The organism is Pseudomonas sp. NPDC089422, assembly GCF_044749405.1.
Classification (GTDB): Bacteria; Pseudomonadota; Gammaproteobacteria; order Pseudomonadales; family Pseudomonadaceae; genus Aquipseudomonas.
In genome coordinates this window covers 14120-36216 of record NZ_JBIVHW010000008.1, presented here as the reverse complement: position 1 = coordinate 36216, position 22097 = coordinate 14120, and the positions used below count along the sequence as shown (strand labels likewise).

Genomic DNA, 22097 nt, shown 5'->3' with positions numbered 1-22097 from the left:
AGCAAGGCCGGCGTCATGGCCGGCCTTGTTCTGCTAGCGGTAGCGAATGGTAAAGTTCAGGGCCCCTTTGGCGAGGCCGGCAACCACTGCGCTGCTCGCCTCCAGCTGATAGAAGCGGGCTTCGAAGTCCAAGGGTACCTCGCCCTTCCTCAAGGGCATCAGTTCGTGCTCCGTGCCCAGTTGCATCGGCTTCCCGGCGTAGAGCATCTGGATGCCCACACCGCGTGCATCGGAGTCGTCGGTCAGGCTGAACACGTGTTCTCCCGGGGGGCCTACTGGTTTTGAACCCTTGATGCCATGGAGCTCGATGGTGGCCAACGTCTCATTGTCCGGGTCGCTATCAACCTGGCAATTGCTCAAGCGAATCTGGAAAGGCTGCGCGGTCGTGGTGAAGCCCGGGCCGGTGAAGTCTTTGGTGTTCCACTCGCCGAGACTCACCGGTATGGCGCTGGTCGCAGCGAGAACATCGCACTGGGTCTGGATGATCGATGCCCGCAGGCTGTATTCGAGTACCTTGCCCAGGCCGGTGTCCACGTGGCCAGTGATCATTGGGTCGTCCATTACATGGACCCCAGGCGACAAGTCGCCCGTCTTGACCAAGGTGAGAGTGTGGTTAAAAAAGTGCATCTCAACGGGGGCCAACCTCACTTGCTCGTACCAGGACGTGAATGGCACATACGGTGAAGGTTCCGGGTTGAATTGGTCGGTCCCCCCCTGAAACGGAAGCCCCATCATTATGATTGCGCCGACGCCGGGGATACTGGTGTTCAGGATAGGCGCATCCGAAAGGTGGCTGTCAACAGTGGCTATGGGGGGGTGAACACCGAAGGAAGCTACCATGTCGAAGTTGATTCGGTTGCCCTTGGGATCACAGGTAAGGACCAAAAGGTTTCTGTCAGGGAGAGACGTAAACCCGTAAGTGGCGATCGTTCTGCCGATCCGCGCATCGCGCGGGACGTAGAGGGTGCCCAGGTCGCGTTCATATTGCATGATCCCGGCGCTGCGCAGGGGATCGAACCAGCACCGCTCGTCTCGGTCGGACGTTGCCATGGCCTGAGCTGCTGGCCAGACCAGCGCCATCAGCAAGGCTCGGCGCAGGTTTTTCTTTATGTCTTTCATGGCTTTCCTGAAGCACGTGGGGCAGCCACTTGCGAGGCTGCCGTGCGGTTGGTTTGCTAGATACAGGTGAGGGTTTGCAGGCGATAACCGTCGACCAGCGGGGCGGCCAGCGGGTCGACGTGCAATTGGCAACTGGCCTCGGGCTGGTCACCCCAACTCACCAGCAGGGGGTGCTCCACACTTGGGCTGGTGAGCATGACCACGCCGGCTTGCCCCACCATGCCAATCGGCTCCCCGTCTTTACCCAGAACGTGGGCACCAAAGGGCAGCGGCTGGCCGCCAGCGTCGTGCAGGGTCAGCACCAGACGCGAAACGCGGCTGGCCTCGAAGCGACGTTTCACCACTGCACCTCGGCGTGGCACCACGTGTGCGATGCCATTGTCGATTTCCACATCAGGGTCAAGGCGGTCGGTTTCCAGCACTATCGCGTTGGCCCTGTAAGGTTGCAGGTAGGGCAGCAGCGCATAGCCGCGAGCATCGGTGCGGGTGCCGATCGCGTTCTGCAAGCCGACATCGGCCACGCCGGGGACTTCGACCAGGGCTGCGGTATCACCCAGGTAGCGACCGAATGCCAGCCCATCAGCGTGCAGCAATACAGCGCCACTGGCATTCAACGAGAGGCTGCGGTAGGCGTCGCCCTCGGTATAACCACCACTCAAGCTTGCATAGGGCGCCTGGTGGCCAAGGGACAGGGCCGCTGTTTTACGGTCGCTCTCATCACGGCTCAGGCTGGCGCTGTAGCTCAGCGCGTGTTCGGTGTTGCTGCCGCTCAGCGTTGCACGCTGGCTGTGGCCTCTGGCGTTGTGCTGCAGGCCGAAAGAGGTATTGATGGGGCGGCCGAAATGCAGCGGCATGGACACGCTGAGGCCGAGCTGGCGATCGCTGCCGTAGCGGTCGGCCAATGACTGCGAGGCGAACAGGCTGTAACTGACCCCGCGGTGATGAGTGTTGAAATTGAACTGATATTGCCGCTGGGTAGCATTGCGCTGCCAGTAGTCCTGTTGTGACAAGGTGAGGGTCATCGAGCTGCTCCTGCCCAGGCTCTGGTGCACCGATGCCTCCAGCCGGCTACGACGGCCGCCACTGAAACTGGCGTCATTGCTGCGCTGGCGCACCGCCTCATCGAAGTCACGGTAGCCTTGCGTCGAATAGCGGTAGCCGGCGAAACGCAGATTGGTCTGGGTAGTGAACGCTTTACCGTACTTCAACGCGTAGCTCGTACCCTGCACATCCTGCTCATGGGCGTTGTCTATGGCGCTGAATGCCTGGGTAACGTCGAAGGCCAGCGCACCCAAGTTGCCGAGGTCCTTGCTCAGGCCCAGATTGCCCGCGCGGTAGAACTCACTTGCCATCAGCCCGCCGTAAAGGGTGGTATTCCACTGAGTGCCGAGTGCCAGTGTGCCTTGCCAGAGCAGGGGGGTGTCGAATTGAGTCGAAGGTTTGTAGCGCCCCAGGGTGGCACTGTAGCGCCAGACCCCCGGCCGCATCAGGCTGTTGATGGTCGAGTAGGGCTGGATGAACCGCCGCACCTGGCCATCGGCCTCGGTCAGGACGACTTCCAGTTCGCCACTGCCTGCTGCACTGAGATCGTCGATGGCGTAGGGCCCGGCGCTGACGTATGTCGAATAGATCGGATAGCCGTTCTGCCACACCTCGACCTTTGCCCTGCTTTGCGCTACCCCACGAATGACCGGCGCGTACCCGCGCTGGTTGTCGGCCAGCATGCTCATGTCAGACGCCACCCGCACGCCGGTAATCGGGACTGAACGAAACACGTCGCTGTCGGTGAAGGTTTCGCCAAGCGTCACATTGGCACGGGTACCCGGTATATCCCGTTGGGCGAAAGTCTGCACCCGGGTCCATTCACGTCCACCCTGGCTATCATGGCGCCAGGACTGCGTGCTGCGCAGGCGCCACTCGCCCAGGTTGACGCCGGCGTTCAGGTACAGGTCGTCACTGTTGAAACGGCCTGAGTAGCGGTTTTGGCCTTGCAGGGTCGACGCTTGATAGCTGATGAATGCTGCATTGATACCGCTTTCCCAGCGAGACGGGTCGAGCTGACCGGCGCTGTCTCGGCGCATGGCGATCTGGGGTATGGAAATGGCCAGGTGCAGCTCCCCCGGGTAAAAGACGACTTGTGCGCCCGGCACCACTGCCTCGAGGTCCAGGCAAGCATTATTCTGATCATCCGGGTTGGCCAGCGCTTCCAGGCGCAGGCCCCATTCACCCAGCAGCCTTGCGCCGAGGCAAGGTAGCAGTTCGCCCTCCGGGTTCGGCTGGAAGTCGAGCTCATGTTGACCGACGGATTCGAGGTTGACCTGCACGCTGACGCGGTAAAGGCCTGGCGTCAGTGCCTGGTCGCTGGTGAGCTTGCTCAGGGACCAGGCGCCAACGTCTTCGGGCTGGCCCGGTACCTGGCGCAGAAAGCCGCTTTGGAACGCCGAGTCTGCTTGTGCGCACGGCAGTGCGACCAAGGCCGAACTGCCCAGCAGGCGCAACAGTGCGCTGCGCTGACTGTGCGAAATGCACCAGCGTAGTGAGGGGAGGAACATGATGATGTCCTTTGTTACTGCGAGGCCGGCCCTAGTTGGGCAAATGAATGGGTGAAGTCAGCGGGGTGGTGTACCCGCCGTAGTCATTGATAACGGAAAATTCGGCGCGCAAGCCGGCGGATCGGGTAATACCGTCAACCGGGTAGTCCTGAGCAGCGAAGGGCGCCAACATGGCGGTGTTCCTTAGTTTTTGTTGCTGCCCTGAGCCATGTACGCTCAGGCGAATGAAGGTGACATGGAACGGTGAGGGGTTATCAACCCGCAAATGGGGCTTGCCGTCCTTGTCAATCAATGAAAATTTCAGCGATTTCAATTGGCTGGTGGACGTACCTTTCAGTTGCTGCGGTCGGTAGAACATCTTGATGCGGGTTCGCATCGCAATGTTGAGGGTATTGCCGGGCGCGCCGCTGGCTTCGGGTATTTCCTGAACATTGAGGAAAAACAGCGACTCGCGATCGTCGGGCAGTGTGCGGGGTAGTCCATTGATTTGCACAAGCTGCTCTTTGCCGGGGAGCAATTTGAACAACTGTGGCGCTGGCAGAAACGGTACGGCGGTCGTATTGTCATCGGCACTTGTGTTGATCCACGCCTGCACGGCATACGTCTGTTTGCTAGGGTTGCGCACGACCACCGTTGTATTGCGCTTGTCACTGTGGAACACCAGCCGGGTATTGTTCAGAGCCAACGCCGCCTGGGCACTGGTAATGGGCAAGGTGTACAGCAATATGGCCATGCAGGCGCCCATGATCGGGCGCAGGCGTGCCGCCGCTGGAAATAAGCCGGGCATGAAGAAGGTTCCTTTCGGACCCAGACGTCAAGGACGCCTGGGTAATGCGATGAAGCGAAGTTACACGCCAGGTCAGGCCGGGTGCGCTTTATATCAGATGATATCGAGTACGAAACTCACGGTTGCAGAGGCTGCGCCAGCGGTCACAGTAGCTGCAGTCGAGCGATAGTAGGCGTCAAATGGCAGGCGTGTTTCACCGGTGTTGTTCAGATCAAACGCGTCAGTGACGCTATTGGGTTTGACCCCTTTGTTGTTTTGGTCACGCAGCGAAATGGCCACACCTTTTGCGCCGTCACTGGTTGGCGTCACTGCGAAGTAGTCACCGGTTGGATCTGCGGTACCCGCGAATTTGACAGTGGCGGTATTGTCAGCCAAGCCGCATGCAGCGCCATCGCGAATTACCAGTTCGAAGCGTTTGCCAACATATTCTTCACCCACGCTCTTGAACTGACTGGCTGGCAAGTCGCCCAGGCGGATGGTGCTGCCTACACTGCCGTCACCAGGATTGACGATTTCAATCGGGCAACCGCCTGCTGTAATGCGGCCCTCGAAATCCAGGGTGCCGGTATTGGCAAAAGCCGAAGTGCCTGCGGTGAGAGTAAGCAGGCCGAGCGAAAGTGCCACGACAGATTTTTTCATGGTTCGATGATTCCTGAGTTAGTGAGGAATAGGATGTAATTGAAGGCATGTCAGTGTGGTAGTGCGTTGTGCAATACCGTGGCTGTGCTTCGGCGTCGATTCTAATAATGGCGATTGATTTGTTTCAATATAAATTTGAAACTTTTATTTATTATTTTCTTATGTATAGGTGGTGTAGTTATTTGTTGTTGTCTTTTCTGTTTGTGATGGGGGATAAGTTCTGATGCTGTATTGATTGATGTGGGTGCAATAAGGGTTTTCGGAATCGTGGTGGGGCGCGATGCCGTCACGGAACAAGATGAAAGTGCAAAGTTAGGGAGGTGAGCGGGGGGAGGTGGCGGGCGAGCACTGGAAGAACAGTTGCGAGCTGGTGACAAGTCAGATTCAGTGCGTAACTTGTAAAGGTGCAGACGCCTCGCAGCTGCATGACCGAGGCGTCGGACAAAGGGCGCTAGTGCGAAGTGTCGCGGCCACTGAAGCTCAGCAGCTGTTTTTCCTGGTTCCAGTCAAAGGGTTCATCAGCCTGTTCGGCCTCATAACGACGCTCTTCCAGTTGCTGGTAAAGCGCCAGTTCTTCGTCTGGCATGAAGTGCAGGCAGTCGCCGGCAAAGAACCACAACAGGTCACGTGGTACCAGGTGGGCGATTTGCGGGTAGCGCTGTATCACCTGGCAGATCAGGTCCTGGCCCAGGTACTGGCTTTCCAGCGGATCCTGCGGCAACAGCGTCAGCAGTTCGTCGAAGCGTTCGAGGAACAGGGCGTGGCTTTCTTCCGGCACCTGTTCTGCTTCACCCAGCGCCACCAGGATGGTGCGCAGGTGCTGGAGCAGTTGCAGGTGATATTCCAGGTGGGGGGGGGCCATGGAATGGGTCCTCGGTATGGCTGAAACGGGGGCGGAGTATACGCCGCCCCCCCCTTGCTCGCGAAGGGTCAGCGTACCTTGCCGGGTTCTGGTTGCAACTGGGCCTTGTCGAAGGCATCGACATCGATCACCCTGCGGCGTGCCTGTTCGGCTTGATGCAGACGCTGGCCTTCGCCAGGTTGCAGCACGCCGCTTTCGATGGCGGCGTCGATGGCTGACTGGCCAGGTGCAGGCTGGAGTTTTCCTTCCTTGATGGCCTGGTGCAATGCCTTGCCTGAAGGCGCCACCTCGTCGAGCAGATCGCTGGCCTTCTGCAGGGCTGCCACCGGGTCATCCTCCCCCTGCGGGCGGTAGCAGCCCGCCAGCAGCTCCTCCAGCGCGGGGTCGCCCTTGCGACGGCCAATCAGCTCGGCCACTTCGGCGTCCAGTTCATCACTGGGGCCGGTATGGCGACGGCCGAAGGGGAACACCAGCACCCGCAACGCAAAGCCGACGAAGCGGTTGGGGAAGTTGTCGAGCAGGCGGTCAAGCGCGCGCTCCGCCTGGCCCAGGCTTTCTTCCATGGCCCAGCGCAACAGCGGCTGCAGGTATTCGGGCGAGCCCTGATCGTGGTAACGCTTGAGTGCTGCGCTGGCGAGATACAGATAGCTCAGCACATCGCCAAGGCGGGCACTGAGGCGCTCGCGGCGCTTGAGCGCCCCGCCCAGCAGCAGCATCGACAGGTCGGCCATCATCGCGAACGCCGCGGCCTGGCGGTTGAGGGCGCGGAAGTAGCCCTGGCACAGGGCATCGCCCGGCACCTGCTCCAGGCGGCCCAGCCCCAGGCCGTAGATGAGGGTGCTGGCGGCATTGCCAGCGGCGAACATGATGTGCTTCATCAGCAGCTCATCGAACTCGACCAGCGCCTGGTCGTGATCCTCGCGCGCGGCCAGGGCCATTTCCCGGAGCACGAACGGGTGGCAGCGGATCGCGCCCTGCCCAAAGATCATCAGGTTGCGCGAGAGGATGTTGGCCCCTTCGACGGTGATGAAGATCGGCGCCCCCTGCCAGTTGCGCCCCAGGTAGTTGTTAGGGCCCATGATGATCGCCTTGCCGCCGTGCACGTCCATGGCGTGCTGGATACACTCGCGGCCGCGCTCGGTAAGTTGGTACTTGAGGATCGCCGACAGCACCGAAGGTTTTTCGCCCAGGTCCACGGCTTTGGCCGTGAGCAGGCGGGCGCTGTCCATCAGCCAGGCGTTGCCGCCGATACGTGCGAGGGATTCCTGAATGCCCTCAAAGGCCGCCAGGGGCACATTGAACTGTTCGCGGATGTTGGCGTACTGGCCGGTGACCAGGCTGGTGTACTTGGCGGCGCCGGTACCGACCGCAGGCAGGGAGATCGAGCGGCCCACCGACAGGCAGTTCATCAGCATCATCCAACCTTTGCCGAGCATGGCCTGGCCGCCGATGAGGAAGTCCAGCGGCACGAACACGTCCTTGCCGCTGTTGGGGCCGTTCATGAACGCCGCGCCCAGCGGCAGGTGGCGTTTGCCGATCTCCACGCCGGGTGTGTCGGTGGGGATCAGCGCCAGGCTGATGCCCAGTTCTTCCTGATCGCCCAGCAGGTGGTCCGGATCGTAGGCCTTGAACGCCAGGCCCAGCAGGGTGGCCACCGGACCCAGGGTGATGTACCGCTTCTCCCAGTTCAGGCGCAGGCCGATGACTTCTTCGCCATCCCATTGGCCTTTGCAGATGACCCCGGTGTCGGGCATGGCGCCAGCGTCGGAACCGGCCAGAGGGCCAGTTAGGGCGAAACAGGGGATCTCGTCACCACGGGCCAGGCGCGGCAGGTAATGATTGCGCTGCTCATCGGTACCGTAATGCAGCAGCAACTCTGCCGGTCCGAGGGAGTTCGGTACCATCACCGTGGACGCCAGGTCGCCGCTGCGGGTGGCCAGTTTCATCGCCACCTGGGAGTGGGCGTGGGCGGAGAAGCCTTTACCGCCGTATTCCTTGGGGATGATCAGGGCGAAGAAGCCGTTCTGCTTGATGTGCGCCCAGGCCTCGGCAGGCAGGTCGAGATCCTGGCCAATCTGCCAGTCGCTGACCATGGCGCAGAGTTCCTCGGTCGGGCCATCGATGAAGGCCTGTTCTTCTTCGGTCAGCTTGGGCGCCGGGTAGCTGAGGAGGGTGCGCCAGTCCGGGCGCCCGCTGAACAGTTCGCCGTCCCACCACACGGTGCCGGCATCAATGGCTTCGCGCTCGGTCTGCGACATGGGCGGCAGGGTGCGCTGGAACCATTTGAACACCGGGCCGCTGAACGCCTTGCGCCGCCATTCCGGCAGCACCACGAGGGCAGTCTTGAGGGCCAGCACGATCCAGAACAGCGTCAGCAGCCAGCCAGGGGCACGGCTGAAAATGCCCATCAGCAGCACGTAGGCCGCGATGATGCCGAGAATCTGCAAGGGCGCCAGGCGCCGGTGCGTAAGGTACGCCGCGCCGATCACCAGCACCACCAACCACAACAGCAACATAATCGGTCCTCCTTGGAACCAGGGGTTTGAGCCGTCCCACAAAGCTTAGACGCACCCTGTGAACGGCAGGGTCAGAACAGTGACAGGGTGTGGCGCTGGGAGTTTCAGTTGTTGTTTTCCTGTGCCCGCGAAGAGGCCGGTACAGGCGATAAAGCTCTGGAGTAGACTGTCCCACCTCCGCATTTCATAAGGACGTTGCCATGCTGAAGATCTGGGGCCGCAAGAATTCGAGCAATGTGCGCAAGGCACTGTGGATCGCCCATGAACTGGGCCTGGATTTCGAGTCGATTGACGCGGGTGGCGCTTTCGGCGTGGTCAACGAGCCGCATTACCGTGCCCGCAACCCCAACGGCCTGGTGCCGATGCTGGAAGACGGCGACCTGACCCTGTGGGAGTCCAACACCATCGTCCGCTACCTGTGCGCCGAGTATGGCGCAGAGCAGGGCTGGTACCTGGAAGACCCCCGTCAGCGCGCCCTGGCCGACAAGTGGATGGACTGGACCACCTCGTCCTTCGCCGCACCGTTCCGCCCGCTGTTCTGGGGCCTGCTGCGCACCGCTGAAGACCAGCGCGACTGGGTGGCGATCAACGCCGCGCACAAGCAGTGTGCCGCGTTGCTGGCCATCGCCGATGAAATCCTGGCCAGCCAGCCATACCTGTCCGGTGACCAGATCGGCATGGGCGACATCCCACTGGGTAGCTTCGTCTACGCCTGGTTCGAGATGCCCATCGAACGCCCGGCCATGCAACACCTGCAAGCCTGGTACGAGCGCCTGAAAGCCCGTCCTGCCTACCAGGCTGCGGTGATGACTGCGCTGACCTGACCCGGCTTCGATAGTCATTATCAATAGATGTGACTGTACTTGTGCGGCCTGGCCTTGCACCATGGCCGCACTCACTGCGCCAGTGATCTGCCCTGGCGTGTCCTGCACCTTCTTCTTCGGTAAGTGACCCGCTATGAGTTCCGCCCTGTCCATCCGACAGCTGACCAAGACCTACGGCAACGGCTTCCAGGCCCTCAAGGGCATAGATCTGGACGTTGCCGAAGGCGACTTCTTCGCCTTGCTCGGCCCCAACGGTGCCGGCAAGTCCACCACCATCGGCATCCTCTCCACCCTGGTGAACAAGACCAGCGGCACGGTCAACGTGTTCGGCCACGACCTTGACCGCGAACCCTCGGCGCTCAAGCGCTGCCTGGGCGTGGTGCCGCAGGAGTTCAACTTCAACCAGTTCGAGAAGACCTTCGACATCGTCGTCACCCAGGCCGGCTACTACGGTATCCCGCCCAAGGTGGCCAAGGAACGTGCCGAGCAGTACCTGACCCAGCTGGGCCTGTGGGACAAGCGCGACGTGCAGTCGCGTTCGCTGTCCGGCGGCATGAAGCGCCGCCTGATGATTGCCCGCGCGCTGATCCATGAGCCGCGCCTGTTGATCCTCGACGAGCCCACCGCCGGCGTGGACATCGAGCTGCGCCGTTCGATGTGGAGCTTCCTCACCGAGCTCAACCAGAAAGGCATCACCATCATCCTCACCACCCACTACCTGGAAGAGGCCGAGCAGCTGTGCCGTAACATCGGCATCATCGACCACGGCACCATCGTCGAGAACACCAGCATGCGCCAGTTGCTGGGCAAGCTGCATGTCGAGACCTTCGTCCTCGACCTCAAGCAGGACCTGGCCACAGCCCCCGTGCTGCAGGGCTACCCGTGCCGGCTGCTGACGCCGCACACCCTGGAAGTGCAGGTGGAAAAAGACATCGGCATCACCGCACTGTTCGGCCAGCTGGCGCTGCAGAACATCGAGGTGCAGAGCCTGCGCAACAAGACCAACCGACTCGAGGAGCTGTTCGTGTCCCTGGTGGAAAAAAACCTGTCGAAGGTGGCCGTATGAGTGTGGAACTGCGCACCAACTGGGTCGCCCTGAACACCATCGTCTACCGCGAGGTACGGCGTTTTCTGCGCATCTGGCCGCAGACCTTGCTGCCGCCGGCGATCACCATGGTCCTGTACTTCGTCATCTTCGGTAACCTGATCGGCCGGCAGATCGGCGACATGGGCGGCTTTACCTACATGCAGTACATCGTACCGGGGCTGATCATGATGTCAGTGATCACCAACTCCTACGGCAACGTGGTGTCGAGCTTCTTCGGCAGCAAGTTCCAGCGCTCGATCGAGGAACTCATGGTGTCGCCTGTATCGCCGCACACCATCCTTGTCGGTTACGTGCTGGGCGGCGTGCTGCGCGGCCTGGCGGTGGGGGTGATCGTGACCATCCTGTCGATGTTCTTCACCGACCTGCAGGTGCATCACCTGGGCGTGACTGTGGTCGTGGTGCTGCTGACGGCGACCATCTTCTCGCTGCTGGGCTTCGTCAACGCGGTGTTTGCGCGCAACTTCGACGACATCTCGATCATTCCGACCTTCGTGCTGACGCCGCTGACCTACCTGGGCGGGGTGTTCTACTCGATCAACCTGCTGCCACCGTTCTGGCAGACCGTGTCGTTGGCCAACCCGGTGCTGCACATGGTCAACTCGTTCCGTTACGGCATCCTAGGGGTGTCGGACATCAGTATTGGCACGGCGATCACCTTCATGCTGGTGGCCACCGCGGTGCTCTACGTTGTTTGCGTTCGCTTGCTGGTCAGCGGCCGCGGCATGCGGGCCTGAAGTCTTGCACCGGCACTGGCGGCGACGCCACTGCCGGCCTACCCACCAGCGCCAGTAGAGCATGGTGGTGAAATAGCCCAGGATGCCCAGCACCACGCCGCACACGACCGAACCGAGCAGGAAGGGTTGCCACAGCGTCGACAGCTGGTCGGTGATCCACTGGAAGGTCAGCTCGTCGGGCAGGCTGCGGGGTGGCACCTGCATCAGCCAGGCGCCGGTCATGTAGGTGACGAAGAACACCGGCGGCATGGTCAGCGGGTTGGTCAGCCAGACCAGGCTGACCGCAATCGGCAGGTTGCCGCGCAGCGGAATGGCCAGCGCGGCAGCCAGCAGCATCTGCGCCGGCATCGGGATCAACGCCGCAAACAGGCCAACGCCCATGGCCCGCGCCACCGAATGGCGGTTCAGGTGCCAGAGGTTCGGGTCGTGAAGCAGCTTGCCGAAAAAGCGTAAGGACTTGTGTTCCCGAATACTGGTCGGGTCCGGCATGTAGCGTTTGAAAAGTCGGCGCGGCATGTAGGCTCCCGGAGCGTTGATCCAGGAAGTATGCCTCGATTCGCGTTCAGCCTCGTTTAGAGTTTGTGACAATTGTTGAGCGGGCAATGCCGGCTTTTCGTCTATGCCTCAGTAAGCGATTCGGCTTCTGGAGCTCTACCTCATGCGCACAGGGATGTTTGCGCTCGCGCTCGGGCTGTTGTGCCTGGGCTTTCTCCCCGCGTTGCCATCGGTCGGGTGGCTGTTACTGCTGTTGCTGGCTGGTGGCGTCTGCGCGTGCACGCGGCTGTGGCCACTGGGCTGTTTTCTGCTGGGGCTGTGCTGGGCCTGCTGGTCTGCGCAGCTGGCGCTGGATGACCGCCTGGCGGCGAGCCTGGATGGCCGCACGCTATGGTTGCAAGGGCGGGTGGTCGGGCTGCCAACGCGGACCGCACAGGGCGTGCGTTTCGAGCTGGAGCAGCCGCATTCGCGTCGTGCCGAGCTACCCCGGCGCCTGCAGCTGAGCTGGTTCGATGGCCCGGTCTTGCATGCTGGCGAGCACTGGCGCATGGCAGTCACCTTGCAGCGACCGGCCGGATTGCTCAACCCCCATGGGCCGGATCGCGAGGCGCAGCTGCTGGCCCGACGCATCGGCGCCACCGGCACGGTCAAGGCGGGCCAACTGATGCACGCGGTGACACCAGGGTGGCGGGATGCTCTGCGCGAGCGCCTGCTGAAGGTCGATGCCCAGGGGCAGGAAGCGGCATTGGTCGCCCTGGTGCTTGGCGACGGGGCGGGCCTGGCCCGCGAACAGTGGCAGGCGTTGCAGGCGACCGGCACGGTGCACTTGCTGGTGATTTCCGGGCAACACATCGGCCTCGTCGCAGGCTTGTTGTATGCCGTGGTCGCGGGCCTGGCGCGCTGGGGGCTGTGGCCGCGGGGGTGGCCATGGTTGCCGTGGGCGTGTGGCCTGGCGCTGGCGGCGGCGCTGGGCTACGGCTGGCTGGCCGGCGCGGGCGTGCCGGTGCAGCGCGCCTGCCTGATGCTGGCAGTGGTGCTGCTATGGCGCCTGCGCTTCCGCCAGCTGGGGGCGATGTTCCCACTGCTGCTGGCATTGAACCTGGTGTTGCTGGCCGAACCCCTGGCGGCGTTGCTGCCCGGTTTCTGGCTGTCGTTCGCGGCGGTGGCGATCCTCATCTACAGCTTTGCGGCACGGCTTGGCGGCTGGCGACCCTGGCAGGCGTGGACGCGGGCCCAGTGGGTGATCGCCGTCGGTCTGTTGCCGGTGTTGCTGGCCACGGGGTTGCCGGTCAGCCTGAGCGCGCCTGCAGCGAACTTGCTGGCGGTGCCCTGGGTCAGCCTGGCGGTGTTGCCACTGGCATTGCTCGGTACGCTGTTGTTGCCGCTGGCGGGCGTTGGTGAGGGGCTGTTGTGGGTCGCGGGTGGCTTGCTGGATATCCTGTTTCGCTTGCTTGGGTTGATGGCGGGGTGGCGGCCGGTATGGATACCGCCGGCACTGCCGGTGTGGGCCTGGTTGCTGGTGTGCTGTGGAGCGCTGCTGTTGCTGTTGCCTCGCGGTGTGCCGCTGCGTGGGCTGGGCGGGATCATGCTGTTGGCATTGTGGGTGCCGAGGGAGCCTGTGCCCCATGGGCAGGTCGAGATCTGGCAACTGGACGTCGGCCAAGGCTTGGCGATGCTGTTACGCACGCAGCATCACACCCTGCTGTACGACGCCGGGCCGGCCAAGGGCGAAACCGATCTGGGCGAGCGGGTGGTACTGCCAACCTTGCGCAAGCTGGGGGTGGATCGCCTGGACCTGATGCTGATCAGTCACGCCCATGCCGACCATGCGGGCGGTGCTGCGGCGATCCAGCGAGGCTTGCCGATCGGTCGGATAGTTGGCGGTGAAGCACTGGGTGACGTTCAGTTGCAACCTTGTAGCAGTGGCGAACAATGGACATGGGATGGCGTGCACTTTTCGCTATGGCACTGGGTGGATGGGCAAAATAGCAATGACCGCTCCTGTGTGCTGATGGTCGAGGCGCAGGGTGAGCGGATGTTGCTGGCGGGGGATATGGAGGCTGGCGCCGAGCAGGCTTGGCTGGCGGACACCGATGCACCTCTTGTCGACTGGCTGCAGGCGCCTCACCATGGTAGCCGTACATCTTCCACCGAGGCCTTCATCCGCGCCACGGCACCGCGTGGCGTGCTGATTTCGCGGGGGCGCAACAACAGCTTCGGGCACCCGCATGCACAGGTGGTCGAGCGGTATCGACGGCATGGGGTGATGGTGCATGACACGGCGGTGGAGGGGGCTTTGCGCCTGGTCCTGGGCGGGCAGGCTGAGGTTGAAGGTGTGCGCCGGCAGCGACGCTTCTGGCGTGAATCAGGTACTGGCTGATCTGGTCTGCCATTTGCCTGACCTCCGGCAGATGAGCCCCTTGCGCTCCTGTGTTAGAGTGGCGGCCTTTTTCCAGAGGGGCGTTTACTGTGTGGGAATTGGTCAAGTCCGGTGGTTGGATGATGCTGCCGATCATTCTGAGTTCCATCGCCGCCATGGCTATCGTGGTCGAGCGCCTGTGGACCCTGCGCGCCAGCCGCGTCACCCCGCCGCACCTGCTGGGCCAGGTGTGGATGTGGATCAAGGACAAGCAACTCACCAGTGACAAGCTCAAGGCCCTGCGCGCCGACTCGCCGTTGGGCGAAATCCTCGCTGCAGGCCTGGCCAACTCGCGCCATGGCCGCGAGATCATGAAAGAGTGCATCGAGGAAGCTGCCTCGCGCGTCATCCACGAGCTCGAGCGCTACATCAGCACCCTCGGCACCATTGCTGCCATGGCACCGCTGCTCGGCCTGCTGGGCACCGTGCTGGGCATGATCGACATCTTCAGCGCCTTCATGGGCTCGCAGATGACCGCCAACGCCGCCGTGCTGGCCGGTGGTATCTCCAAGGCCCTGGTCACTACCGCGGCCGGCCTGATGGTCGGTATCCCGGCGGTGTTCTTCCACCGTTTCCTGCTGCGCCGCATCGATGAGCTGGTGGTGGGCATGGAGCAGGAGGCGATCAAGCTGGTGGAAGTGATCCAGGGCGACCGCGAAGTGGAAGTGGCCGGAGGCAAGGCGTGAAGTTTCGGCGCAATCGCCAGCGGGAGAACGTCGACATCAACCTCGCATCGCTGATCGATGTGGTGTTCGTCCTGCTGCTGTTCTTCGTGGTCACCACCACCTTCACCCGCGAAACGCAGTTGCGCGTCGAGCTGCCCGAAGCGGCCAGCGCCGAGCAGGCACCGGCCGATCAGGGCAAGCTGGTGGAAGTGACCATCAGCGCCGATGGCGTGTATTCGGTGAACAACCACCTGCTGCCCAAGAGCGACCTGGCGACCCTGACCGAGGCCATCGAGCGCGAGTCGGGTGGCGACAACAAGCTGCCGCTGGCCATCAGCGCCGACGGCAAGACCCCGCACCAGGCCGTGATCACCGCAATGGATGCCGCCGGCAAGCTCGGTTTCAGCCACCTGCGCATGACCACCGTCGAGGCCGCCCAGGGGACACCTTGATGGCGCTCGCCGATCGCTTGCTCGCTGCCTGGTACGCCGGGCATCCGGCCCTGGCGCTGCTGCGCCCGCTCGAAGCGTTATACCGGCGCGTGGTGACACGCAAGCGCGCGCGTTTTCTCAGCGGTACAAGTGCCAGCTACCGGGCGCCGGTGCCGGTGATCGTGGTGGGTAACATCACGGTGGGTGGCACCGGCAAGACGCCGATGATTCTCTGGCTGATCGAGCATTGCCGTCGCCAGGGCCTGAAGGTGGGTGTGGTCAGCCGTGGCTATGGCGCCAAGCCGCCGCACTTCCCTTGGCGGGTCGCCGCAAGTCAGCCAGCCGAACAGGCCGGTGACGAACCCTTGCTGATCGTCCAGCGCACCGGCGTGCCGCTGATGATCGACCCTGATCGCTCTGCCGCAGTGCGGGCGCTGCTGGCCAGCGAGCCGCTGGACCTGATCCTGTGCGACGACGGCATGCAGCATTACCGCCTGGCCCGTGACCTTGAACTGGTGCTGATCGATGCCGCCCGCGGCCTGGGCAATGGCCGCTGCCTGCCGGCCGGGCCGCTGCGCGAGCCTGCCGAGCGCCTTCAGGAAGCTGATGCCGTGCTGTTCAACGGCGCCAGTGAAGACTGCGCCGAGGGTTTCGGTTTCCGCCTGCAACCGTCCGCCCTGGTCAACCTGCGCAGCGGCGAGCGCCGCGAACTCGATCATTTCCCTGCAGGCCAACGCCTGCACGCGGTGGCCGGTATCGGTAACCCGCAACGTTTCTTCAACACCCTGCTGGGGCTAAACTGGCAGCCGGTGCCGCATCCTTTTGCCGACCATGCGCAGTTCAGCGCCGAAAGCCTGGCATTCAGCCCGACGCTACCGTTGGTCATGACCGAGAAGGATGCGGTGAAATGCCGGGCCTTCGCTGCCGACGACTGGTGGTACCTGGCTGTCGAGGCACAGCCCACGCCAGCCTTCGGCGCCTGGTTCGACAGCCAGCTGCAGCGCTTGCTGCGCAAGCCCTGAGCCCTTCTTCAATTTCCGGCCATCCGGCCTCAAGGACGCTTCCATGGACACCAAACTGCTCGATATCCTGGCCTGCCCGATCACCAAGGGCCCGCTCAAGCTCAGCGCCGACAAGACCGAGCTGATCAGCAAGGGCGCCGGCCTGGCCTACCCGATCCGCGATGGCATCCCGGTGATGCTGGAAAGCGAGGCGCGTACCCTGACCGACGATGAGCGCCTGGACAAATGAGCGTGAATTACACCGTGGTCATTCCCGCTCGGCTGCGCTCCACGCGCCTGCCGGGCAAGCCGTTGCTGATGATCGCCGGCAAGCCGATGGTCCAGCATGTCTGGGAGCAGGCGGGCAAGAGTGGTGCCAGCCGAGTGGTCGTCGCCACGGATGACGCCAGCATTTTCGAAGCCTGCCAGGCCTTTGGCGCCGAAGTGCTGATGACCCGCGCCGACCATGAATCGGGTACCGACCGCCTGGCCGAAGTGGCCGCGCACCTGGGCCTGCCGGCCGATGCCATCGTGGTCAACGTGCAGGGTGACGAGCCGCTGATCCCGCCGGTGATCATCGACCAGGTGGCTGCCAACCTGGCCGCCCACCCGGAAGCCGGCATCGCCACCCTGGCCGAGCCGATCCATGATCCGGAAACCGTGTTCAACCCCAATGCCGTCAAGGTGGTCAGCGACAAGAATGGCCTGGCCCTGACCTTCAGCCGTGCGCCGCTGCCCTGGGCCCGCGATGCCTTTGCCAAGGATCGCAACGTGCTGCCGGAAGGCGTGCCGTATCGTCGCCACATCGGCATGTACGCCTACCGCGTCGGCTTCCTGCAGGACTTCGTCAGCTGGGGCCCATGCTGGCTCGAGCAGACCGAGGCCCTGGAGCAGCTGCGTGCGCTGTGGCATGGCGTGCGTATCCACGTCGAGGACGCCATCGAGGCGCCAGCCGTGGGTGTCGATACCCCTGAAGACCTGGAGCGCGTACGGCGCTTGCTGGAGGCTTGATGCGCGTCCTGTTCGTCTGCCTCGGCAACATCTGCCGCTCGCCCACCGCCGAAGGCGTGCTGCGCCATCAGTTGCAGGCGGCCGGCCTGGCTGAGCAGGTGCATGTGGCGTCTGCCGGTACTGGTGACTGGCATGTCGGCAAGGCCCCTGACAGCCGCACCTGCAAGGCCGCGCTGGCGCGTGGTTATGATTTGTCGCGGCAGCGTGCCCAGCAGGTCAAGCCGGCGCATTTCGCCGAGTACGACCTGATCCTGGCCATGGATGAGAGCAACCTCGGCCACTTGCGCGCCATGCGCCCGCACAACGCCGCTGGCGAACTCGACCTGTTCCTGCGCCGTTATGGCGCGGCCCTGGACGAGGTGCCGGACCCTTACTATGGTGGCGCTGAGGGCTTCGAGCAGGTGCTCGACCTGATCGAGGCTGCATGCCGCGAGCTGGTTGTGGAAATCAAGGGGCGGCTATGACAGCGGTTTGGCAGGAGCAGGTTTCGCTGAAGCCCTACAACACCTTCGGCATCAATGTGAAAGCACGGTATTTCACCCAGGCGCACGGCGATGACGACGTGCGCGAGACGTTGGCCCAGGCGCGTCAGCGTGAGTTGCAGGTGCAGGTGATCGGTGGTGGCAGCAACCTGCTGCTGACCCGCGATATCGATGCTGTGGTGTTGCACATGGCCAGCCGTGGTCGACGCGTGCTGAGTGATGACGGCGAGCGGGTGGTGGTCGAGGCAGAAGCCGGCGAACCCTGGCATCCGTTCGTGCAATGGTCGTTGGCGCAAGGCTATTGTGGCCTGGAGAACCTCAGCCTGATCCCAGGTACTGTGGGTGCTGCGCCGATGCAGAACGTCGGCGCCTATGGTGTCGAGATCAAGGATGTATTCGCCGGGCTGACCGCGCTGGATCGGGAGACCGGCGAGCTGCGTGATTTTGGTCTGGAGGCGTGCGCCTTCGGTTACCGCGACAGCGTGTTCAAGCGCAACCCGGAGCGCTGGTTGATCCTGCGTGTGCGTTTTGCCTTGAGCCGTACGTTGCAAGCCCACCTGGATTACGGGCCAGTGCGCCAGCGTCTGGCAGAGCAGGGTGTCGAGCAACCGACCGCACAGGCGATCAGTGACGCCATTTGCAGCATTCGTCGCGAGAAATTGCCGGACCCGGCAGAACTGGGCAATGCCGGGAGCTTCTTCAAGAACCCGGTGGTGTCGGCTGAGCAGGTGGAGCGCATCCGTGCCCAGCATCCGGGTGTGGTCGCTTATCCCCAGGCTGACGGCCAGGTGAAACTGGCAGCGGGCTGGCTGATCGAGCAGGCGGGCTGGAAAGGCTACCGCGAGGGCGATGCCGGCGTACATCGGCTGCAGTCGCTGGTGTTGGTCAACTATGGCCAGGCGAGCGGGGCGCAGGTCTATGCGCTAGCGCAGCGGATTCAGCAGGACATCCTGGAGCGGTTCGGGGTGGAGCTGGAGATGGAGCCCAACCTTTACTGATTGCAAGGGCAGCGCGACTCCCACAAGTACTGTGCACGCCTGAAGGCCGTAGCCAAGAAAAAGCCCCGCCAGTTCGCACTGGCGGGGCTTTTTCATTCGGCGTCAGCTATCAATGAGGCTTGTGCTCATCGGCGGCTTCCAGCGCTGGCTCGACAGCTTCCTGCGCAGCCTTGGCAGCGGCCTCAGCTTCACGCTTGCGGCGACGCACTTCGCGTGGGTCGTTCGGCGCGCGGCCGTTTGGCAGCATTACGGTGGCGGCTTCGGCGACGGCCGGTACTTCTTCGACCGGGGCTGGCTCGACGGCTACCGGCGCGGCTTCAACGATGGCAGGCGCGGGCTCTGCAGCCACTTCTGGCTGGGCTTCGACGACAGCAACGGGCTGCTCGGCAACCGGTGCTTCCTCAGCGACAACCTGAGCCTTCTCGGCTTCACCGCTCTCGACCACTGGCGCTTCGACGGCCTCGGCTACGACAGCTGGGGCCTCGACTGGTGCTTCGGCAACCACTACCGGCTCGGCGGCAGGGGCTTCTTCAACCACTGGCTGCGGTGCGACTTCGGCCACTGGCTCGGCGCTGGCTTCGACCACGGCGACCGGCTCGCTGACGGGCTGTTCGACGACTGGCGCGATGACGGCTTCCTCGGCCTGAGCGGCCACTTCAACCTGCTCGGTCGGCTGGGCGACTTCGCGGGTTTCGGTGGTTACGGCTTCGGCGCTGGCGCGTTCGGCCTGCTGGTTGGCTTCAGCTTCGGCATTGGCGCTGATGTGGCTGCTGGCGACAGCGGCGGTGACAGCCAGGCCGGCAGCCAGTTCGGCGCCCAGCTCGGTGGCCTGGTGCTGCTGCGGCTGTTCTTCGCTACCTTCCTCGTCGCTGCCTTCGATCAGCTCGCCATTGGCATTGCGCTGACGCTCACGACGGTTGCTGCGGCGGCGCTGGCCACGGGAGCGACGACGCGGACGCTCGTCATCGGTACCTTCCTGCTCGTCCTGCAGCAGCTCTTCGTTCGGCAGTTGCTCCTCGGCGAGCTCGGCAGCCTGCTCGGCGGCTTGTTCGGCCGGGCGTGGCTGGCGCTCTTCACGCGGTGGGCGAGGCTGGCGTTCTTCGCGAGGTGCACGCTCTTCACGTGGAGCACGTTCTTCGCGAGGTGCGCGTTCTTCTCGTGGAGCACGTTCTTCGCGAGGTGCGCGTTCTTCACGTGGAGCACGTTCTTCGCGAGGTGCGCGTTCTTCACGTGGAGCACGTTCTTCGCGTGGCGCGCGTTCTTCACGTGGCTGACGCTCTTCGCGTTCGGCAGGCGGGGTGGCGTCCAGTGGCTCACGCAGCTCACGTACGCGTTCTTCGCCACGGTTGCCACGGCGGTCTTCGCGTGGCTGGCGGGGAGCACGTTCTTCACGTGGAGCACGTTCTTCACGTGGAGCGCGCTCTTCACGAGGTGCGCGTTCTTCACGGGGCGCACGCTCCTCGCGAGGTGCACGTTCTTCGCGTGGCTGGCGCTCTTCACGCGGGGCGCGCTCGGCACGCTCTTCGCGCGGCTTGCGTTCTTCATCGCGACGGCCGTTGCGGTTGCGGCTCTGCTGGCGCCCGTTGCGGCGCTCTTCGTTGCGCTGGCTGCGCTCGGCGGCCGGCTTCTCTGCGGCAGCTACGACCGGTGCGGCGGCAGGTTCTTCCTTGCCGGCGAACAGGCTGACCAGCGACTTCACCAGGCCCTTGAACAGGCTTGGCTCAGGTGCGCTTGGCGCAGGGGCTACCGGTGCGGCAGGCTGAGGCTGCTCTTCGGCGGCGCTCGGTGCCGGGGCGTTGGCGCGGGCCGGGGCGGTCTTCACCGCAGCTTCCTGGCGAACCAGGGTGCGGGTGGCGGTCGGCTGCGGCGCTTCTTCGGCTTCGGCGGCGGCGATTTCGTAGCTGGACTGGTTGTTCAGCACTTCCGGGTTGTCGTCGCGCAGGCGCTGGACTTCGAAGTGCGGGGTTTCCAGGTGGTCGTTCGGCAGGATGATGATGCGCGCGCGGGTGCGCAGTTCGATCTTGGTGATCGAGTTGCGCTTCTCGTTGAGCAGGAACGCGGCCACCGGAATCGGCACCTGGGCGCGTACTTCGGCAGTACGGTCTTTCAGGGCTTCTTCTTCGATCAGGCGCAGGATGGCCAGCGACAGCGATTCGACGTCACGAATGATGCCGGTGCCGGAGCAGCGTGGGCAAACGATGCCGCTGCTTTCGCCAAGCGACGGGCGCAGGCGTTGACGGGACATCTCCAGCAGGCCGAAGCGCGAGATGCGGCCGACCTGGACACGGGCACGGTCGGCTTCCAGGCATTCACGCACGCGCTCTTCTACAGCGCGCTGGTTCTTCGCCGGGGTCATGTCGATGAAGTCGATGACGATCAGGCCGCCGATGTCACGCAGGCGCAGCTGGCGGGCGATTTCCTCGGCCGCTTCCAGGTTGGTCTGCAGGGCGGTTTCTTCGATGTCGCTGCCCTTGGTGGCGCGCGCCGAGTTGATGTCGATGGAGACCAGGGCTTCGGTCGGGTCGATCACGATCGAGCCACCGGACGGCAGGTCGACGACGCGCTGGAAGGCGGTCTCGATCTGGCTTTCGATCTGGAAGCGGTTGAACAGCGGTACGCTGTCTTCGTACAGCTTGACCTTGCTGGCATACTGCGGCATCACCTGGCGGATGAAGGTCAGGGCTTCTTCCTGGGCATCGATGCTGTCGATCAGCACTTCGCCGATGTCCTGGCGCAGGTAGTCGCGGATGGCGCGGATGATGACGTTGCTTTCCTGGTAGATCAGGAATGGCGCGGCGCGGTCCTGGGACGCTTCCTTGATGGCGGTCCACAGTTGCAGCAGGTAGTCGAGGTCCCACTGCATTTCTTCGCTGCTGCGGCCAAGGCCCGCAGTACGTACGATCAGGCCCATGTCGCCCGGCACGGTCAGGCCGTTCAGGGCTTCACGCAGTTCGTTGCGCTCTTCGCCTTCGATACGGCGGGAAATGCCACCGGCACGCGGGTTGTTGGGCATCAGCACCAGGTAGCGGCCAGCCAGGCTGATGAAGGTGGTCAGGGCGGCGCCTTTGTTGCCGCGCTCTTCCTTCTCGACCTGGACGATGACTTCCTGGCCTTCGCTCAGGACTTCCTTGATGTTGACCCGGCCTTCAGGGGACTTCTTGAAGTATTCGCGGGAGATTTCCTTCAGCGGCAGGAAGCCGTGACGTTCGGAGCCGAAGTCGACGAAGGCGGCTTCGAGGCTGGGCTCGATCCGGGTGATCTTGCCTTTGTAGATGTTGGCCTTTTTCTGCTCGCGCGCGCCGGACTCGATGTCCAGGTCGTAGAGACGTTGGCCGTCCACCAGGGCTACACGCAACTCTTCGGGTTGAGTTGCGTTAATCAGCATTCTTTTCATGTTGTACCGTCGGTTTCCGGGCTGCCGGAAACGGCGTTCGGCACACACGACTTCTCATGG

General features: G+C 63.3%; 18 protein-coding genes and 1 pseudogene. 11 read left to right on the top strand and 8 right to left on the bottom strand.

Annotated elements, in window-relative coordinates; all coding sequences use genetic code 11:
* Nucleotides 1–33: 33 nt before the first annotated feature.
* The 6 genes from ACIPZ8_RS16405 to ACIPZ8_RS16380 all read right to left on the bottom strand — a co-directional run bounded on the left by ACIPZ8_RS16405 (nt 34) and on the right by ACIPZ8_RS16380 (nt 8475).
* Entirely contained in the window at nt 34–1119 is a 1086-nt protein-coding gene (locus ACIPZ8_RS16405; RefSeq protein ID WP_400725115.1) for a fimbrial protein, read from the bottom strand.
* A gap of 56 nt (nt 1120–1175) precedes the next feature.
* Nucleotides 1176–3671: a fimbria/pilus outer membrane usher protein gene (locus ACIPZ8_RS16400; RefSeq protein ID WP_400725112.1), complete on the bottom strand. Its 2496-nt coding sequence runs from the start codon at nt 3669–3671 to the stop codon at nt 1176–1178.
* A 31-nt stretch (nt 3672–3702) separates the two neighbouring features.
* Entirely contained in the window at nt 3703–4458 is a 756-nt protein-coding gene (locus ACIPZ8_RS16395) for a molecular chaperone (protein WP_400725109.1), read from the bottom strand.
* Between the two features lie 93 nt (nt 4459–4551).
* On the bottom strand, nt 4552–5097 hold the full coding sequence (locus tag ACIPZ8_RS16390; RefSeq protein WP_400725106.1) for a fimbrial protein: 546 nt from the start codon (nt 5095–5097) through the stop codon (nt 4552–4554).
* 451 nt (nt 5098–5548) lie between these two features.
* The gene (locus ACIPZ8_RS16385) at nt 5549–5959 is read right to left on the bottom strand and encodes a PA2817 family protein (protein ID WP_400725103.1); all 411 of its coding nucleotides are present in this window, start codon (nt 5957–5959) and stop codon (nt 5549–5551) included.
* A gap of 68 nt (nt 5960–6027) precedes the next feature.
* On the bottom strand, nt 6028–8475 hold the full coding sequence (locus ACIPZ8_RS16380) for an acyl-CoA dehydrogenase (protein ID WP_400725100.1): 2448 nt from the start codon (nt 8473–8475) through the stop codon (nt 6028–6030).
* A gap of 200 nt (nt 8476–8675) precedes the next feature.
* Between ACIPZ8_RS16380 and ACIPZ8_RS16375 the strand changes: the two genes are divergently transcribed.
* From ACIPZ8_RS16375 to ACIPZ8_RS16365, 3 genes are all read left to right on the top strand, one after another.
* The gene (locus ACIPZ8_RS16375; RefSeq protein WP_400725097.1) at nt 8676–9299 is read left to right on the top strand and encodes a glutathione S-transferase; all 624 of its coding nucleotides are present in this window, start codon (nt 8676–8678) and stop codon (nt 9297–9299) included.
* Between the two features lie 133 nt (nt 9300–9432).
* Nucleotides 9433–10365, top strand: a complete 933-nt coding sequence (locus ACIPZ8_RS16370; RefSeq protein ID WP_400725094.1) for an ABC transporter ATP-binding protein — start codon at nt 9433–9435, stop codon at nt 10363–10365.
* Entirely contained in the window at nt 10362–11141 is a 780-nt protein-coding gene (locus ACIPZ8_RS16365; protein WP_003247128.1) for an ABC transporter permease, read from the top strand. The genes ACIPZ8_RS16370 and ACIPZ8_RS16365 overlap by 4 nt, the downstream gene beginning before the upstream one ends.
* 9 nt (nt 11142–11150) lie before the next feature.
* Here the strand turns inward: ACIPZ8_RS16365 and ACIPZ8_RS16360 are convergent.
* Nucleotides 11151–11657: pseudogene (locus ACIPZ8_RS16360) on the bottom strand (DUF2062 domain-containing protein); the annotation flags it as partial.
* Between the two features lie 142 nt (nt 11658–11799).
* On the opposite strand from ACIPZ8_RS16360, the gene ACIPZ8_RS16355 reads away from it, so the two are divergent.
* From ACIPZ8_RS16355 to murB, 8 genes are all read left to right on the top strand, one after another.
* Nucleotides 11800–14016: a DNA internalization-related competence protein ComEC/Rec2 gene (locus ACIPZ8_RS16355; RefSeq protein ID WP_400725091.1), complete on the top strand. Its 2217-nt coding sequence runs from the start codon at nt 11800–11802 to the stop codon at nt 14014–14016.
* A gap of 89 nt (nt 14017–14105) precedes the next feature.
* Entirely contained in the window at nt 14106–14741 is a 636-nt protein-coding gene (locus ACIPZ8_RS16350) for a MotA/TolQ/ExbB proton channel family protein (RefSeq protein WP_016391244.1), read from the top strand.
* A complete protein-coding gene (locus tag ACIPZ8_RS16345) occupies nt 14738–15172 on the top strand; it encodes a biopolymer transporter ExbD (protein ID WP_085675533.1) in 435 nt (144 codons plus the stop codon). Before ACIPZ8_RS16350 ends, ACIPZ8_RS16345 begins: the two co-directional genes overlap by 4 nt.
* Entirely contained in the window at nt 15172–16173 is a 1002-nt protein-coding gene (gene lpxK / locus ACIPZ8_RS16340; protein ID WP_400725088.1) for a tetraacyldisaccharide 4'-kinase, read from the top strand. The genes ACIPZ8_RS16345 and lpxK overlap by 1 nt, the downstream gene beginning before the upstream one ends.
* Before the next feature lie 43 nt (nt 16174–16216).
* Nucleotides 16217–16402 carry a Trm112 family protein gene (locus ACIPZ8_RS16335; protein ID WP_003247142.1) on the top strand — a complete coding sequence of 62 codons (186 nt, stop codon included), beginning with the start codon at nt 16217–16219 and terminating at the stop codon, nt 16400–16402.
* Nucleotides 16399–17163, top strand: a complete 765-nt coding sequence (gene kdsB / locus ACIPZ8_RS16330; RefSeq protein WP_400725085.1) for a 3-deoxy-manno-octulosonate cytidylyltransferase — start codon at nt 16399–16401, stop codon at nt 17161–17163. Before ACIPZ8_RS16335 ends, kdsB begins: the two co-directional genes overlap by 4 nt.
* Entirely contained in the window at nt 17163–17627 is a 465-nt protein-coding gene (locus ACIPZ8_RS16325; RefSeq protein WP_400725082.1) for a low molecular weight protein-tyrosine-phosphatase, read from the top strand. The genes kdsB and ACIPZ8_RS16325 overlap by 1 nt, the downstream gene beginning before the upstream one ends.
* The gene (gene murB / locus ACIPZ8_RS16320; protein ID WP_400725079.1) at nt 17624–18643 is read left to right on the top strand and encodes a UDP-N-acetylmuramate dehydrogenase; all 1020 of its coding nucleotides are present in this window, start codon (nt 17624–17626) and stop codon (nt 18641–18643) included. Before ACIPZ8_RS16325 ends, murB begins: the two co-directional genes overlap by 4 nt.
* A gap of 109 nt (nt 18644–18752) precedes the next feature.
* Here murB and rne read toward each other — a convergent pair whose 3' ends face one another.
* On the bottom strand, nt 18753–22037 hold the full coding sequence (gene rne, locus ACIPZ8_RS16315) for a ribonuclease E (protein WP_400725076.1): 3285 nt from the start codon (nt 22035–22037) through the stop codon (nt 18753–18755).
* Nucleotides 22038–22097: the final 60 nt, after the last annotated feature.

What these genes read in the sequence shown, in the direction of transcription:
- ACIPZ8_RS16375 (WP_400725097.1), top strand. Translation starts at nt 8,676, where the DNA reads ATGCTGAAGATCTGGGGCCGCAAGAATTCGAGCAATGTGCGCAAGGCA.
- ACIPZ8_RS16365 (WP_003247128.1), top strand. Translation starts at nt 10,362, where the DNA reads ATGAGTGTGGAACTGCGCACCAACTGGGTCGCCCTGAACACCATCGTC.
- lpxK (WP_400725088.1), top strand. Translation starts at nt 15,172, where the DNA reads ATGGCGCTCGCCGATCGCTTGCTCGCTGCCTGGTACGCCGGGCATCCG.
- ACIPZ8_RS16405 (WP_400725115.1), bottom strand. Translation starts at nt 1,119, where the DNA reads ATGAAAGACATAAAGAAAAACCTGCGCCGAGCCTTGCTGATGGCGCTG.
- ACIPZ8_RS16370 (WP_400725094.1), top strand. Translation starts at nt 9,433, where the DNA reads ATGAGTTCCGCCCTGTCCATCCGACAGCTGACCAAGACCTACGGCAAC.
- kdsB (WP_400725085.1), top strand. Translation starts at nt 16,399, where the DNA reads ATGAGCGTGAATTACACCGTGGTCATTCCCGCTCGGCTGCGCTCCACG.
- ACIPZ8_RS16400 (WP_400725112.1), bottom strand. Translation starts at nt 3,671, where the DNA reads ATGTTCCTCCCCTCACTACGCTGGTGCATTTCGCACAGTCAGCGCAGC.
- murB (WP_400725079.1), top strand. Translation starts at nt 17,624, where the DNA reads ATGACAGCGGTTTGGCAGGAGCAGGTTTCGCTGAAGCCCTACAACACC.
- ACIPZ8_RS16325 (WP_400725082.1), top strand. Translation starts at nt 17,163, where the DNA reads ATGCGCGTCCTGTTCGTCTGCCTCGGCAACATCTGCCGCTCGCCCACC.
- rne (WP_400725076.1), bottom strand. Translation starts at nt 22,037, where the DNA reads ATGAAAAGAATGCTGATTAACGCAACTCAACCCGAAGAGTTGCGTGTA.
- ACIPZ8_RS16390 (WP_400725106.1), bottom strand. Translation starts at nt 5,097, where the DNA reads ATGAAAAAATCTGTCGTGGCACTTTCGCTCGGCCTGCTTACTCTCACC.
- ACIPZ8_RS16355 (WP_400725091.1), top strand. Translation starts at nt 11,800, where the DNA reads ATGCGCACAGGGATGTTTGCGCTCGCGCTCGGGCTGTTGTGCCTGGGC.
- ACIPZ8_RS16380 (WP_400725100.1), bottom strand. Translation starts at nt 8,475, where the DNA reads ATGTTGCTGTTGTGGTTGGTGGTGCTGGTGATCGGCGCGGCGTACCTT.
- ACIPZ8_RS16395 (WP_400725109.1), bottom strand. Translation starts at nt 4,458, where the DNA reads ATGCCCGGCTTATTTCCAGCGGCGGCACGCCTGCGCCCGATCATGGGC.
- ACIPZ8_RS16385 (WP_400725103.1), bottom strand. Translation starts at nt 5,959, where the DNA reads ATGGCCCCCCCCCACCTGGAATATCACCTGCAACTGCTCCAGCACCTG.
- ACIPZ8_RS16335 (WP_003247142.1), top strand. Translation starts at nt 16,217, where the DNA reads ATGGACACCAAACTGCTCGATATCCTGGCCTGCCCGATCACCAAGGGC.